Raw genomic sequence first — 15,475 nt, forward strand, 5'->3', positions numbered from 1 at the left:
CTCATCGCTCCCTGACCAGCGCGGCGTACGCCCCGCCGTGTGCCACCAGCTCGTCGTGCCGCCCGCGCTCCACGACCGTGCCGTGCTGGAGCACGACGATCTCGTCGCTGTCGCGGACCGTGCTCAGCCGGTGCGCGATGACGACGCAGGCGCAGCCGCGCCGCCGCAGGTTGTCCATGACGGTCAGCTCGGTCTCCGCGTCCAGCGCGCTGGTCACCTCGTCGAGGACGAGGATGCTCGGCCGGCGCACCAGCGCCCGCGCGATCTCCAGGCGCTGGCGCTGGCCGCCGGAGAAGTTGCGGCCGTCCTGCTCGACCCTGCTGTGGATCCCGCCGGGCCGGCGCGCCACCACGTCGTACAGGGCCGCGTCGCGCAGCGCCTCCACCACGGCCTCGTCCGGGATCGACGGGTCCCACAGCGCCACGTTGTCGCGGACCGACCCCTCGAAGAGGAAGACGTCCTGGTCGACGAAGGAGACGGAGGCGGCCAGCGCGCCGCGCGGGATGTCCTCCAGACGCCGGCCGTCGATGCGGATCACGCCCTCCCAGGGGGCGTACAGGCCCGAGATCAGCCGGGAGACGGTGGACTTGCCGCTGCCCGAGCCGCCGACCAGGGCGACCTGGCGGCCGGGGCCGACGGAGAGGTCGAAGCCGGTGAGCAGGGGCTTGTCCAGCGGGCTGTAGCCGAAGCTGATGTTCTCCAGCTCGACGTGGCCCTGCAGCCGCCGGGTGGAGTCGCCGGCGCCGGGGCGGGCGTAGACCGGGTCCGCCTGGAAGTTCTCCACGTCCTTGAGGCGGGCCACGTCGGCGGCGAAGTCCTGGATGCGGCCCGCGACCCCGTTGAGCCGGGTCAGCGGGGCGGTGAAGCGGGTGACCAGGGACTGGAAGGCGACCAGGAGGCCGACCGAGATGCCGCCCTCGACCGCCCGCATGCCGCCGATCCACAGGATCAGCGCGCTGTTGACGGTGGCCAGTGTCGGGGCCACCACGCCGAGCCAGGCGCTCGGCACCCCGAGCCGCTGCTGCTCCTCGAGCGTGCTCGCGTGCTGCCCCGCCCACCTGCGGAAGTAGCCGTCCTCGCCGCCGGTCGCCTTCATCGTCTCGATCAGCTGGAGGCCGGTGTAGGAGGTGTTGGTGAGCCGGGCGGTGTCCGCGCGCAGCTTCGCGGTCCGGGTCGCACGCAGCCGTACCACGAGCCGCATCGCCACGATGTTCAGCAGGGCCACGCCGATGCCGAGGAAGGTGAGCTGGACGTCGTAGGTGTAGAGGAGCACGGCGTAGAGGACGACGACCACGGCGTCCACGCCGGCCGCCGCGAGGTCGCGGGCCAGGGTCTCGGCGACCTGGTCGTTGGACTGCAGGCGCTGCACCAGGTCGGCCGGGCTGCGCTGGGCGAAGAAGGTCACCGGCAGGCGCAGCAGGTGGCGCAGGAAGCGGGCGCTGGACAGCGTGGAGGAGACGATCCGGCCGTGCAGCAGGTTCGCCTGCTGCAGCCAGGTCAGCACCAGGGTGAGCAGGACGCAGGTGCCCATCGCGGCGAACAGCACGGTGAGCAGCGAGGTCTGGCCGCCGATGAGGAACAGGTCGATGTACTGGCGGCTGAGCGCGGGCACCGCCGCGCCCACGACCACCAGCAGCAGGCTGGCCAGGATGGCGGCCGGCATGGTGCCGGCGGTGCCGCGCAGCCGGGCCGGCATGGCACCGAGGACGCCGGGGCGCCGGCCGCCCCGCTCGAAGCCGTCGCCCGGTTCCAGGACCAGGACGACACCGGTGAAGCTGCCGTCGAACTCCTCCATCGGCACGAACCGGCGGCCCTTGGCGGGGTCGTTGATGTACACGCCCCGGCGGCCGAAGCGGCGGCCCATGCCGTCGTAGACGACGTAGTGGTTGAACTCCCAGAACAGGATCGCCGGTCCCTGCACGTCGGCCAGGGCGGCCAGGTCCATCTGCATGCCCTTGGCGGTGAGGCCGTAACTGCGGGCCGCCTTCAGCAGATTGCTGGCGCGCGAGCCGTCGCGGGAGACACCGCAGGCGATGCGCAGCTCCTCCAGCGGGACATGGCGGCCGTAGTGGCCGAGGACCATGGAGAGGGAGGCGGCGCCGCACTCGACGGCCTCCATCTGGAGCACGGTGGGCGTACGGACCGTCCGGCCGCGGCCCTTGGGAACCGGACGCTTGGGCGGCGCGGCGCGGCGGCGGCCGCGGGTCTCCTGGGCGGTGGTCACGGGAGCAGCCAATCGACGGGACGCTGGTCGGCCAGCCGGATCGAACCCGAGGCCAGGGTCATGGAGTCGAGCTTGAACGGCGGCCCGTCCGCCGAGGACCACCGGTAGCCGCTCTTCGTCCTCTTCGACGGGTCCAGCCGGACCAGTACGGCCACCGGTCGGCCCTTCTTGGTGAATTGTTCGCCGAGCTGGCTGTCGCCGAGGAACGCCGAGATCGACTGCGCCGACTGGGCGGCGCGGTCCACCGACCTCACATGTCCGCGCAGCACGCCGTACTCCTGCGTCGACACCGACGACACGGTCAGGTCGACCGGGGCGTCCGCGGGGATGGACGAGGCGTTCTCGGCGGGGACGTACACCGTCGCGTAGAGCGGGTCCGAGGCGTGGGCGACCTTCTCCACGGCGGCGACGTTCGTGCCGGTCTGGATGATCTGCCCGATGGTCGCGGCGAGCGCGCTGATCCGGCCCGCGGCGACCGTGCGCACGACGGAGTCGCCCTGGCTCGTGTGCACCTTCAGGACGGGGGAGTTCGCCGGCAGCCGCTCGCCCTGCTCGGCGAGGACCGCCGTGACCTGCCCGGCGACCGGGCTCTGCAGGATGTAGCTGCCCTGCCCGTGGGTGAGGATGGCCTGCGCGCTCACCGTGGAGGCGACCGAACCGGTCACCGCCCACACCGAGGCCGCCGCCATCACGACGACGGAGACGGACAGCGCGAGCCAGCCCTGCGGACGGGCGAACCGCACCGGAAGGTCGAGCTCCTCCGGTGACTGGAGCTTGGCGAGGGCCTGTTGGCGGAACTGCACGGAACTTCCCTCACCTAGGGGAGAGACACGGGTGTTTCAGAACGCCCGAGAGCCCCGGGGCCGGGATCCGGCTCCGGGACTCAACGGCGACGAGGTGCGGTCAGAGACCGGCGACCAGGTTGGTGACCGGCTGGGTGTTCAGGCCGGTGACACCCTCGACGGTGCCGACGACCGTGTTGACCAGGCCGGAAACCGGGGCAACGCCGTCCACCAGGCCGGTGACGGTGCCGACGGCGTTCAGGGACAGACCGCCGGAGACGTTGTCGAGCTCGGCGTCGGAGATCTCGACGGTCTCAACCTGGGGGGTGGAGTTCATGATGGAACTTCCCTTCATATGGATATTCACAAGGGGGAGAGCGGCCCCCGACGCCCTTCAGGGACGAACACGGCCCTTGGGGGGACGAGCGGACGGCCGCGACCGCGAGCGCCGGGCGCCCGTTTCCGGAAGCCCTTCGCGGCCCGCGGTGCGTTGGATCAAAGCACGCCCACGGGCCGCGCTTCCAATCAACCATGCGTCTCACCTGGGAACTTGAGTCCCACAAGGACGCAACCGTGCAGGCGCGCGCACCGCTTGTCGGCGACTCCTTCACAAGGCGCGCGACTTCGCCCCCGCCGCACCGCTTGTGCACCCGGCGGCGAATCCGGCACTCCGGGCCAAGGGCACGGCGAGGGGCGCGCGAATGTGCAGATCCGCCGCTTCCCGTGACCCGCTTGGGTGGTGGATGTGCAGATTCCCTGAAGCAATGATTCCAGTCCGTGATCGCAACGGACCGTCGATGACCGGTTGCCGAACGTGTCGGCCTGTTCGGCCGGCCGTGCGCGAGGTCAGCCCAGAATCGCGTACACCGTGCTCGCCTGTGCCGCGAGCGCACCCGACCGCTGATCGCTCATCGTGATGTCGGCGAACGCCATCCGGCGGCCCAGTTTGGTCAGCACCGCTTCGATCAGGACATCCGAACCGGTCACCGCGCGCTGGAACGAGGTCGACTGCTGCACCGTCGTCATCGGCACGAAGCCGCCCCGGGCCGCCGAGACCGCGATCACCGTCGCCGTGTCGGCGGCCGCCATCAGCGCCTGCCCCGACAGCCCGCCGCCCTCCCGCGACAGCCGGTCCGACCAGGGCAGACGCAGCACCGCCCGGTCCTCGCCCAGCGCCTCGACGGCCAGCCCCAGGTCGAGCACCCAAGGGGCGAAGTTGGCGGAGAGGATCTTGTCGGCTTCGGCGGTGGTCATCGTCATATGGGGGATTGTTCCCGGCGCGGCCGCCCCGTACGCGGACCTGTTCCCTCATGGGCGCGCCATGGCCGATTCATCACCGGGTCAAGCAAGTTGGCAAACGGAATTGAACGCACCACGTGACCCGCCCGTACCTATGGCCATCCAGGCGCCGCTCACGAACGACTGCCCCGCAACGGCAGACACTCCGTCCCTTGGAGGTCGAGAAGTTTGAGTCACAAGCGAATTCCGAAGCGCAAGGCCGCCATCGCGGTGGGCGGTGTCGCCGCGCTCGGAGCCGCGGCGTTCCTGCTGCCGATGGCCAACGCGTCCCAGGACAACGCCTCCGGCGCCACCGCTGCCCCCAAGACCCTGAAGGCCGCGGGCGCCTCGAACCTCGCCGCGCAGCTCCAGCAGCTCCTCGGCCAGGCCTTCGCCGGGTCCTACTACGACAGCGCCAAGCAGCAGCTGGTCGTCAACGTCGTCAACGGCGACAACAACGTGGTCGCTCAGGCGGAGCAGGCCGGCGCGGTCGTGCGCCAGGTGCAGAACAGCACCTCGGCACTCGAGGCCGTCGCCAAGACCCTGAAGACCAAGGCGACCATCCCGGGCACCGCCTGGGCCGTCGACCCGAAGACCAACAAGGTCGTGGTCACCGCCGACTCCACCGTCTCCGGCACCAAGTGGGACACCCTGCAGTCGACGGTCCAGGGCCTCGGCTCGAACATGGCGACCCTCAAGAAGTCGTCGGGCACCTTCAAGACCCTCGTCTCCGGCGGCGACGCGATCTTCTCCCAGGTGCAGAACGGCACCGTCCGCTGCTCCCTCGGCTTCAACGTCACCGCCTCGGACGGCAGCCCCGCCTTCCTGACGGCCGGTCACTGCGGGGTCGCGGCCAAGGACTGGTCCGACTCCGAGACCGGCCAGCCCATCGCCACCGTGGACCAGGCCCAGTTCCCCGGCAACGGCGACTTCTCGCTCGTCAAGTACAACGACGCCACCACCCAGGCGCCCAGCGAGGTCAACATAGGCAACGGCCAGACCGTCGCCATCAACCAGGCCGCCGACGCCACCGTCGGCGAGACCGTGTTCCGGATGGGCTCCACCACCGGGCTGCACGACGGCCAGGTCACCGGCCTCGACGCCACCGTCAACTTCCAGAGCGAGACCGATCCCAACGGGGTCGACACCGTCACCGGTCTCATCCAGACCAACGTCTGCGCCGAGGCCGGCGACAGCGGCGGCTCGCTGTTCACTCAGGACGGCGGCGCGGTCGGCATGACCTCCGGCGGCAGCGGCGACTGCACCTCCGGCGGCGAGACCTTCTTCCAGCCGGTGACCACCGCCCTGCAGGCGACCGGCGCGACCCTCGGCGGCGCGGGCGCGGGAGCCGGCGCGGGAGCCGGTGACGGCAGCGCCACGGCCGACCCGTCCGCCACCGCCGGTGCCCAGAACGGCGCCGGCGACCAGATCGGCGGCGACCAGATCGGCGGCACCGCCGACCCGTCCGCCACCGCGGGCGACCAGAGCGGCACCGGGGACCCGACCGGCACCGGTACCGGCGACCAGTCGGGCACGGGTGCCGGGACGGGCACCGGCGACCAGTCCGGAACGGGTGCCGGGACGGGCACCGGCGACCAGTCCGGGACCGGCGCGGACAGCACCTCGTCGTCCCACTGACCGCCCCCCGGGGACGGCCTGCCGGCGGTTCCCCGCCGACGGTGCCGGCTCCGGGCCTCCGGCGGGAGGGACGGACCGGATCGCCGCCGGCGCGGGTCAGCCGCCGGCCTCGGCCCGCAGCAACAGCACCGCGACATCGTCGACACGCTCCTGCGCCGCCGCACTGTGCCGCACGAGCGTGTCGGCGAGCCGGTCCAGTGGCTGGTCGCCGTTCTCCGAGAGCAGTTCCCCGAGTCCGACCAGGGCGTCCTCGATGTCCATGCCGGGGGACTCGACCAGCCCGTCGGTGTAGAGGGCGAGCACCGCGCCCGGCGCGAGCGACACCTCGGTCGTCGGGTACGTCGCCTCCGAGTCGATGCCCAGCAACGGGCCGCCGGCCAGATCGAGGACCCGCACCCGACCGTCCGGACGTCTCAGCAGCGGCGGCGGATGCCCAGCCCGCGCCATCACCGCGCGCCCGCGCTCCGGGTCCAGCCGCAGGTACAGACAGCTCGCGAACAGCTCGGCACCGGAGTCGATCAGCAGCCGGTTGGTGCTGCACATCACCTCCTCCGGCGTCTGCCCGACGCTCGTGAAGGCCCGTACTCCGGTACGGATCTGGCCCATCAGCCCGGCCGCCGTCACGTTGTGCCCCTGCACGTCCCCGATCACCGCCGCGGCCAGCGGCCGGGTGGGCACCAGGTCGTAGAAGTCGCCGCCGATCTCCATGCCGTGCGTGGCCGGCAGATAGCGGGCGGCCGCCTCGATACCGGCCGGCGGGGTCAGCGAGTGCGGCAGCAGGGCCGCCTGCAGACCGTGCGCAAGCTGGTTCTTCGCGTCGTAGAGCAGGGCCCGCTCCAGCGCCTGCGCGATCAGCCCGCCGAGGCTGGTGAGGACGGCACGCTCGTCGGCCGGGAAGACGTGCGGCTCGGCGTAGGCGAGGACACAGGTGCCCACCGGGCGGCCCGACGCGATCAGCGGCAGGTACGCCCAGGCGGCGAACCCGTCCGGAGTGTCGCGCCGATCCGGATAGAGCCGCTCCAATTGCTGCCTCGACTCGAAGAACGCCGGCACGCCGGTGTTCAGGACATGGGTGCCGGGCGTGCGTTCGGCCAGCGGGAGGCCGTCGAAGCGCTCCACGGTCCGCGGCTCCTCGTGCCCGCGGTGCCCCAGCACGTGCAGCCGTCCGCCCCGCGGGCCGAGCACCACCACGGCCTGGCTGCCGACGGACGGGGCGACCTCGTCCGCCACCAGCTGCACCACGTCCTGCACCCCGACGGCCTCGGTCAGCGCCCCGGCCAGGCTCAGCACCTGCGAGATGGTGACCAGCCGGTGCGTCGGCGCGGCGTCCGCGCGCGGGGCCGCCCCCACCATCTCGGCGACCGCCCGCGCCCGGCTGATCCGCGTGGTCAGCCCGGTCGTGCTCGGATACATCCGGAACGACAGCCAGTCGCCGGGCGGCCGCAGCGCCACGAACGACGTCACGTGCTGACTGAGCAGCGCCGCCCGGTAGCGGTCCTCGTACATCGGGTCGTTCAGCCACGGCACCGACACCCACGGCTGGGTGCCCAGCAGATCGTCGACCTGCACGCCGAGCAGTTCGGCCGCCGCCCCGTTGGCGAAGGCGACCCGGCCGCGCAGATCGAGCGAGACGAGCCCGTACGGCAGCCGCCCCACCATCCGCGCCGCCTCCACCGTGCCGAACGTGCCCGCCACCCCCGACGGGGGTGCCGCCAGCAGATCCGGTTCGCCGCGCAGCGGACGGTTCTGCCGGGCGACCCGCTCCAGCCGCACCGCCAGCCGGTCGCACGCCGAGGTCAGCGACTCCCGCTCCCGGTCGGACAGCACCGTCGGATGGGCGCCGGGCCAGGTCACGTACACCGCCCCGTACAGGGTGTCCGCCGTCGCCACGGGGAGCGCGGCCAGCGCGAACGCGTACGGCAGCACCACCGCGATGCGCGGGTACCGGCGCGCCATGTCCTCCTCGCCGCCCACCCACACCAGCCGCCGGTCGCGCGCCGCGTCCGCGACCGGGATCGGCGCGCTGAGCCCGACCCGCTCCCAGGGCGCGGCGAAGGCCCGGGGCAGCCCCGCCGTCACCGACATCTCCAGGACCGGCTCGTCGGCCGCGAGCAGGTAGACCGCGCCGGAGTGCGCCTGGACCTCCTCCAGCATGGCGGCCAGCGCCAGCGACAACAGGGGCCGGCCGGAGCGGCTGCCCCCGGCCGCCGGCACCTCGGCGTCGGGCTCCGCTCCCGCCGGAGGCGGCCCCATCCCGTCGGACACGCCCGACCACCTCCTCGTCCGGCCGCGCGTCGCGTCCTCCGGCTCAAGGCTCCCTCGTGGCGGCGACCGGCGCACGGCGAGAGCCGCGCCGACCCCCGGCACCGGGCCGGCCGGGGTACCCCGTTCGCCCCGGCACATTCCCCCGCAGCCGAAGCGCGGGGCGGGGTGCGAGCGCCGGGCGTGCGCCCCCGCGCACCCTTATGGCCGGATCTTCGCGCCCATCAATGGTGGACGACGCCAACAATGGGGCACGCGTTCCACACCTTGAACGGAAGAACCGACGTATGTCTGGCTGAGGGGGCGGCGGTGATCCGGGTACTTCTGGTGCACGACGTGTGTCTGGTGAGATCGGTCCTGGCGGAGTGGTTACGCCGGGAACCGGGGCTGAGCGTGGACGACACGCCGTGGCACGGCGCGCGGGGGCGGGTCCGGGCGGCGCGCCCCGACGTGTGCGCCGCAGACCTCGACAGCTCCGGCACCCGCGGCGTGCCGCCGCTGGCCGACCTGCGCCCGGCCGAGCCCGGTGCGCCCGCGCCGCGGCTCGTGGTGCTCGCCGGCGCGAACAGGCCGGGGCTGCTGAAGCGGGCGGCCGAGGCGGGGGCGCTCGGCTACGTCGACAAGGCGGGCGCGCCGGAACGGCTGGTGCAGGCGATCCGGCGCGCCGCCGAGGGGGAACGTTTCGCCGACGACTCGCTGGGCTTCGGCTTCCTGCGGGCGGCCGAGATCCCCCTCACCAGACGGGAGCTGAGCGTGCTGGAACTGGCGGCCGGCGGGGCGTCCATCGCGGAGATCGCCGGCAGCCTGCACCTGTCGCACGGGACCGTGCGCAACTACATGGCGGCGATCACCCGCAAGACCGGGGCCCGCAACCGCGTCGACGCGATCCGGATCTCACAGGGCGAGGGGTGGCTGTGACCCTGCCGCCTCGCCGGGCGCCGCCAGCTCCCGGTAGAGGGCGCAGGTGCGCAGCAGCTCCTCATGGGTGCCGTAGGCCGTGCGGGGGCCGTCCATCACCAGGATCCGCCGGGCGCGGCGGGCCGAGTCGATCCGGTGCGCGACGACCACCAGCGTGCCGCCCGGCCGGGTGGCGAACGCCGTCTCGGCGCGGGCCTCGGTCTCCGCGTCGAGGTGGCAGGTCGCCTCGTCGAGCAGGGCGAGCGGGGCGGGGGAGAGATAGGCACGGGTGAGCGCGATCAGCTGCCGCTCACCCGCCGACAGCGCCGCCGGCCGCACCGGGGCGTCCGGACCGCCGAGCCGCTCCAGGAGCGGCGTGAGCCCGACCGCCTCGGCCGCGGCCAGCAGTTCAGGATCCGGGACGGGGTCCGGGCGCAGCAGCCCCAGGTTCTCGGCGAGGGTGCCCGTACAGACGTACGCCTCCTGCGGGATCAGCACCCGCAGCGCGGCCGTCCGGGCCGCCGGCACGGGGTGGCCGCACACCCGGACCGTGCCCTGCGCCGGGCTCAGCAGCCCGGCGGCCACCGCGGTCAGCGTCGACTTGCCGATCCCGCTGGGGCCCACGACGGCGAGATGACCGCCGCACGGGACGACGAGGTCGAGTCCGTCGAGGACGGGGGTGCTCGCCGGGCCGTAGGCGAAGGTGACGGCGGAGAACGAGAGCGCGGGGGCGCCGGCGGTCGCCTCCGCGGCCGGCGCCGGGGGCGGGCCGGGATCCGGGGGCGGGCGGAGTCTGCGCAGGACGACCGTGAGGCGGGTCCCGCCGGTGCCCAGCCCGTGCACCAGGTTCTGCAGGGCGGGAAGCAGGGACTGCGTGACGTAGGCGAGCGCGCCGACCAGGGCACCCGCGGTCATGCCGTGGGCGAGCAGCCAGGGCGCGGCGGCGAGCAGCAGCACCGGGGGCAGCTGGCCGCCCACCGCGAGCGCCGCCACCCGTATGACGCTCCAGCGGGCCAGTGCCCGGGCGGCCCGGAACTCGGCGTCCACCCGCCGACCGGTCTGCGCGGCGACCTGTTCCTCGGCCCCCGCCGCGGTGACGTCCCGCAACGCCGGTCCCACTGCGCCCAGTTCCGCCGCGAGCGCCTCGTCGGCGGTCAGGAAGGCCTCCTGGCGGCGTGCCAGCGGGCGCAGCGTCGCGGCGAACAGGGCCAGCCCGGCCAGCAGCGGGGGCAGCACCACGAGCAGCAGCGGCGGTGCGAGGGCGCACAGCCCGGTGACGGCGCCGGCGGCCGTGAACACGAACGACCGGGACACCAGCACCAGCCCGGCGAGAGTGTCCCGGGCGATCTCCGCCTGCTGGGTCAGGCCGGACAGCGCCCCCCGGTCGGCCTCCCGCACCCCGCGCGCGACCACCCCCGCGACCAGGCGGTCCCGCACCGGCTCCACGAGGTCGGCGACCACCCCGTACACTCGCCGGGTCCCGTACGCCCCCGCCACCACCGCGCCCGCGGCCGCGGCGAGCCACCACAGCCCGGTCCGCGCGTCCCCGGCCAGGAACCCGGCGTCGAGCGCACGGGCCAGGGCGTAGCCGAGCAGAAAGGTCTGCCCGGCCTCCAGCAGCGACCAGCACACCAGGCGCACCGGCACGGCCCGGCTAGTCCGCAGCGGCGGGGCGGTCACCGGGCCGCGCCCTCGGCCGCGCGCGCCCCGAACACCGCCCGGTACTCAGGGTCCCGCCACAGCTCCGCATGGGTTCCCACCGCCCGCACCCGGCCGCCGTCCAGCCAGGCCACCGCGTCCGCCCGGGCCGCGGTCGACGGGCGGTGCGCGACGATCAGCCGGGTCGGTCCCGGGCCGGGCGCCAGCAGGGCCGCGGCGACGCGGTGTTCGGTGACGGTGTCCAGACTGGAGAGGGCGTCGTCGAGGATCAGCAGCCGGCCGGGGTGCGCGAACGCCCGGGCCAGACCGAGACGCTGGGACTCGCCGCCGGAGCGGGGGGCGTCGGTGAGCATGGTCGCACAGCCGTCGGGGAGCCGGCGGATGTACGTGTCCGCCTGGGCCTTGGCGGCGGCGGCGCGGATCTCGTCGGGGGAGGGGGTGGTGAGGCCGAAGGCGATGGTGTCCGCGACGGTCCCGCCGAGGAGGGCCGGACGGGCGAAGGCGCAGGTGACGGCCCGGCGCAGCGCGTCGTGGCGGAGCGCGGGCAGGGGGACGCCGTCCAGCAGGACCTCACCGGCGTCGGGATCGGCCAGCCGGCCCGCGAGTTCGGCGAGCAGGGACTTGCCGGTGCCCGAACGGCCGACGACGGCGAGGGCGGTGCCGCCGGGTACGTCCAGGCCGACGCAGTCCAGTACCGTGCGGCCGTCCCGGCGGGCGGTGACCGCGCGCAGCTCCAGGCGGCCGGGGCCGGGCGGGAGCGCGCGGCTGCCGTGGGCCGGCGCGGGAAGGGCCAGCACCTCGGCGAGGCGGCTCGCGGACGAGCGCGCCCGGGCGGTGGCGGCGAGCTGTCCGACCAGCACGCCGACGCCTGTCGCGAGGACGGCGTAGCGGGAGGCGGCGAGCAGCTCGCCGACCGAGATCCGGTGCCGGGCGAGCAGCAGGCCGGCCGCCGCCACGACCGCGAGCTGGAGCAGCGGGCCCACGGCGACCGCCTGGGCGGCGGCCCGGCCCTGCACCCGCCACATGCGGTGCCCGGCGCGGGCGAGATCGGGCAGCGGGCGCAGCACGCGCTCCGCCTCCCGGGCCTGGAGACCGGCGGCCACGATCGTCCGGTGGCCGTCGACCGCCTCCGCCAGCGCCGTCGCGATCCTTCCCTGCGCGCGCTGGTACTCGGCCACGCACGCCGAGGTGTCCCGGGCGAACGCCCGCAGCAGCAGGGCGAGTACGGGTGCCCCGGCCAGGAACACGGCCGCGAGCCACGGATCGACCAGACCGAGCGCGACCACCCCGCCGACCGGACCGGCGAGGGCCGCGAGGAGCGCGGCGAGGGCGGCGGGCCCGGTCCCGGCCTGCGCGGCGTTCCCGACCAGCCGGGCGACCAGGTCCCCGGTGCCGAACCGGGTCCCCGCGCGCGGTCCCAGCGCCAGCACGTGCCCGGTGACGCGCTTGCGCAGCCCGGCCGTGGCCCGCGCGTCGACGGTCCCCGCGAGCACGCTCGCGCAGCCGTCCAGCAGGGCCAGCAGCAGCACAAGCCCGGCGGCCCGGGCCACCCACGCGGTCGCCGGGGCGCCCGCCAGCAGCAGGTCCAGGGCATGGCCCAGCACCGCGGGCAGCAGCAGCCCCGTCGCCGTGGCCGCCGTACTCGCCAGGCACAGGGCGGCGCAACGCGCCCCGGCGTGGCGCAGGGCGGTGGACATCGGATCGCGGTGCGGGGGTCGGGTCATCGCGGCAGCCCTCGTGTCGGCGAAGGCCCCGGACGGCCCCCTCCTTCGGGAGGGAGCCGTCCGGAGCCGGTGTCGTGGTGCCGGTCAGAGACAGAGCAGGACGCTCGCCGCCGAGACGCACGACAGCAGGCTCACCGTGCTGGCGCCACCGCCGTCGTGACCTTCCTCGGACTCCATCGTCTGCAGGTCGAGCAGTGCCATAGCGTGTCCTTTCCGGGGACCGAGCGGCCCCCCGGGTGTTGTCGGGGACGGGGATGTGTCACGACCGCGCCGAAGCGCGCGGCCGCGTTCTGGGGGCCGCCGGTGGCGGCGGGAGGAACGGCAGGTGGGCGGCGCGGTCGCCGTCGAGGGCCGCCGTGAGCGCCAGCAGACACCCGGCGGTTCCGGTGGCGAGATCCATGGAGAGCCGCATCATCTGGTGACCGGGGAAGGCGAGTTGGCCCTGGTAGGCCATCGCCAGCCAGCCGAGCCCGTCGACCTGCGCGGCGAGCCGGTCCGGGTCGGCGCCGGTGCGGGCGAGGTGCAGGATCATGCCCGCGCGGCCCTGGAAGAGACCGGGCTGGGCGTAGAAGCGCGAGGTGGCGGCCGTGCGGATCGCGGCCCGGGCGCGCTCGAAGTCGCCGGTCCCGTCCGCCCCGTGGGCGAGCCAGTCGTCGAGGACCATGCCGATCCCCACGCTGCCGTCGCCGAGGTAGGGGAGCGTGCGCCGGCCCTCGTCGACCTCCAGGCCGCCGCCCCGCTGCACCGTGCAGCGGTCCAGGTCCCGACGCAGCGCCCGCCCGGCCGCAGCCAGCAGACCGGCGTCACCCGTCCGTTCGTGGCGCCGCAGCAGGAACAGCGCGGGCCCGGTCGCACCCCGCAGCAGCCCGGCCCGCCGCCGGGGCGTGTCCGGGAGCGGTTCGCCGAGCCGTCGCAGGAGGATCTCCGCGGCCTCGGCGGCCCGCTCGCGCAGCTCGCTCTCGCCGGTCGCGTCGGCGAGGGAGTCCAGGACCAGGCCCAGACCGGCCAGGCCGCCGTGCAGGTCGGAGGAGAGGCTGCGCCAGTTCTCCCGGAGGACGCCGTCCACCAGGTCCAGGGCGCGCTGCCGGTGGCCGAGCAGGTCAAGGACGTGGGCGACGCCCGCGAGACCGTCGTACAGGCCGAGCGGGGTGCCGGGCGGCGGGGGCGCGGTGTGGTCGAGCAGCCAGCGCTCGCCCTCCTCGTACCGGCCGGCGCCCGCCCGGTCCAGGGCGTACAGCACCCCGGCCGCGCCGTGCGCGAGACCGAGGCCGCCGCCGTCCCCGAACTGGGCGATGTCACCGGGGAAGAGCCGGTCGTCGCGCCCGGGGGTCGCGGAGGCCAGGATCGCCTTGGCCATCGAGTCCCGGCTGTGCGGCCACTCCGCCGGGACGACCGGACGCGCGGCCGGGGCGCCCCGGGTGATCTCCGTGACCGCCTCGTCCAGGAACTCCCGCGGCACGTCCGGGAACTGACCGGCGATCACGTCCGCGAGATGGGCCGCCTTGCCCCGGTCCACGACGAACAGCGAGGTCACGGGCAGGAACAGGGCGAGCCGCAGACAGGCCAGGGCGTACCGGTCCACCTCGGCGCCCCTGCGGTCCGGCGGCGCGAAGAAGCCCGGATGGGCGACCACCTGACGGCCGTTCTCCCCGATCGGGGCGGCCGCCTCGAAGTCGATGAGGAACACCGACTCCTCGTCGGGCCCGACCATGATGTTGAAGACGTGCAGGTCGTTGAAGGCGATCCCGCGCGCGTGCACCGCCGCCACGGCCTCCGCCACCTTACGGTGGATGCGCAGCGCCCAGGCCGTGTAGTCACGCACCGCCCCGGGGTCCGGGTCCGCGGTGAGCAGCGGATGCCGTTCCGCGAAGAAGGCGTTGAGCGGGCGGCCCTCCAGGAGGTCCATCACGAGGAACCGGTGCTCGCCCAGCGTGAACCAGTCCCGGACCTCGGGCACCACCCCGGTGCCTGCCACCGCCTCCAGGGCCGCCTTCTCCCGCCCCAGCCGGGCCACGGCGTCGGCGCCGTCGGCCGCGAGCCCCGCGTGCGGCCGCCCCTCCTTCAGCACGACCCGCCGCCCGTCCCGGGTGTCGGTCCCGGCGTAGACCCCGCCACCGTTGGAGAAGTGCAGCGCCTTCTCGATCCGGTACGGCAGCTCGCCCACCGTCGTGGCCTCCCGCGCCGCCAGCTGCGGCCGCAGGAACTCGGGCAGCGCCACCCACTCCGGCACCTGGAAGGCCGGCGTCCGCCGGTCCGGCACCGGCCTGCCCTCGCCGTCCCGCACCGCCGTCACCAGCGCACCGCGCTCGTCGACGACGTACGTGCGCGCGAACGCGCCGTAGCGGACGTACAGCGGCCCGTCGTTCCAGCGCAGGTCGGTCAGGATGTACGGCCCCTCGAAGCCCTCCAGGAGCGCGCCCAGCTCGCGCAGCACCTCCAGCAGCCGGTCCTCGTCGGGCGGGTACACCGTGACGAACTTCCCGCTGGTGTCGCGGGCCGCGTACTTGGCGTTGCGCAGGTGCAGCAGATGCGGTCCCGGGACGAACTTGAACGGGATGCGGCGCGGGACGCAGTAGTCCCACACGATCGCCGCGATCCGCTCCGCGTTCGCCCGGGTGGCCGAGGAGTGGATCTTCCAGCCCTGGGCCGGCGAGGGCTGCGGCGTGCAGTCCGCGCCGAGCGGGGTCATGGTCAGCCAGTCCCCCGAGCGCGCCGCACGCCAGCCCTCGGGCACCGTGCGACGCGCGGCGGCGAACAGCCGTTCCGTCCGCGGCCCGGTGCTCCGGAGCCGGTCCGGCGTGTCGTAGAAGTGCCGGTCGGCCAGCGCGTACACCTCGTAGCGTCCGTCCATCCGTGTCCCCCTCCGTGGGCCGGTCCCGACACTTCCAGGCGTCGCATGGTCGCGGACAGTCACGTCTGTCACGAGAACGCCGTGCGGAACGCACGGGTCGGAGATGTTCGGTGGATTTCGAGCACGCCGGCTCCCCGTCCTCCGCGGAACGGTCACAGGG

The 15,475-nt window shown here is 74.4% G+C and carries 11 protein-coding genes; 2 read left to right on the top strand and 9 right to left on the bottom strand.

The genetic code is table 11. From position 1 onward, the window contains the following. Position 1: 1 nt before the first annotated feature. The 4 genes from BLW82_RS39090 to BLW82_RS39105 all read right to left on the bottom strand — a co-directional run bounded on the left by BLW82_RS39090 (position 2) and on the right by BLW82_RS39105 (position 4,266). On the bottom strand, positions 2 to 2,224 hold the full coding sequence (locus BLW82_RS39090) for an NHLP family bacteriocin export ABC transporter peptidase/permease/ATPase subunit (RefSeq protein ID WP_093506681.1): 2,223 nt from the start codon (positions 2,222 to 2,224) through the stop codon (positions 2 to 4). Then, entirely contained in the window at positions 2,221 to 3,027 is an 807-nt protein-coding gene (locus BLW82_RS39095; RefSeq protein ID WP_093506683.1) for an HlyD family efflux transporter periplasmic adaptor subunit, read from the bottom strand. Before BLW82_RS39095 ends, BLW82_RS39090 begins: the two co-directional genes overlap by 4 nt. Positions 3,028 to 3,127: 100 nt before the next feature. Beyond that, positions 3,128 to 3,343: a type A2 lantipeptide gene (locus BLW82_RS39100; protein ID WP_093506685.1), complete on the bottom strand. Its 216-nt coding sequence runs from the start codon at positions 3,341 to 3,343 to the stop codon at positions 3,128 to 3,130. A gap of 509 nt (positions 3,344 to 3,852) precedes the next feature. Further along, positions 3,853 to 4,266 (bottom strand): PaaI family thioesterase, encoded by a 414-nt coding sequence (locus BLW82_RS39105; RefSeq protein WP_093506687.1) that lies wholly within the window; start codon positions 4,264 to 4,266, stop codon positions 3,853 to 3,855. 207 nt (positions 4,267 to 4,473) lie between these two features. On the opposite strand from BLW82_RS39105, the gene BLW82_RS39110 reads away from it, so the two are divergent. Beyond that, on the top strand, positions 4,474 to 5,922 hold the full coding sequence (locus BLW82_RS39110; protein WP_177233210.1) for a S1 family peptidase: 1,449 nt from the start codon (positions 4,474 to 4,476) through the stop codon (positions 5,920 to 5,922). A gap of 96 nt (positions 5,923 to 6,018) precedes the next feature. On the opposite strand, the gene BLW82_RS39115 is transcribed toward BLW82_RS39110, so the two are convergent. Beyond that, positions 6,019 to 8,175, bottom strand: a complete 2,157-nt coding sequence (locus tag BLW82_RS39115; protein ID WP_093508509.1) for a SpoIIE family protein phosphatase — start codon at positions 8,173 to 8,175, stop codon at positions 6,019 to 6,021. A gap of 318 nt (positions 8,176 to 8,493) precedes the next feature. Between BLW82_RS39115 and BLW82_RS39120 the strand changes: the two genes are divergently transcribed. Then, positions 8,494 to 9,102 (top strand): response regulator transcription factor, encoded by a 609-nt coding sequence (locus BLW82_RS39120; protein WP_256216101.1) that lies wholly within the window; start codon positions 8,494 to 8,496, stop codon positions 9,100 to 9,102. Here BLW82_RS39120 and BLW82_RS39125 read toward each other — a convergent pair. The 4 genes from BLW82_RS39125 to lanKC form a co-directional block, all read right to left on the bottom strand. Then, complete coding sequence (locus BLW82_RS39125) at positions 9,079 to 10,728, bottom strand: ATP-binding cassette domain-containing protein (RefSeq protein WP_093506692.1); 1,650 nt, start codon at positions 10,726 to 10,728, stop codon at positions 9,079 to 9,081. The genes BLW82_RS39120 and BLW82_RS39125 overlap by 24 nt on opposite strands. Before the next feature lie 29 nt (positions 10,729 to 10,757). Further along, a complete protein-coding gene (locus tag BLW82_RS39130; protein WP_093506694.1) occupies positions 10,758 to 12,464 on the bottom strand; it encodes an ABC transporter ATP-binding protein in 1,707 nt (568 codons plus the stop codon). An 84-nt stretch (positions 12,465 to 12,548) separates the two neighbouring features. After that, on the bottom strand, positions 12,549 to 12,665 hold the full coding sequence (locus BLW82_RS39135; RefSeq protein ID WP_093506696.1) for a SapB/AmfS family lanthipeptide: 117 nt from the start codon (positions 12,663 to 12,665) through the stop codon (positions 12,549 to 12,551). A 58-nt stretch (positions 12,666 to 12,723) separates the two neighbouring features. After that, complete coding sequence (lanKC, locus tag BLW82_RS39140) at positions 12,724 to 15,315, bottom strand: class III lanthionine synthetase LanKC (RefSeq protein ID WP_093506698.1); 2,592 nt, start codon at positions 15,313 to 15,315, stop codon at positions 12,724 to 12,726. Positions 15,316 to 15,475 lie beyond the last annotated feature (160 nt).

Origin of the sequence: Streptomyces sp. Ag109_O5-10 (assembly GCF_900105755.1) — a bacterium.
Classification (GTDB): domain Bacteria; phylum Actinomycetota; class Actinomycetes; order Streptomycetales; family Streptomycetaceae; genus Streptomyces.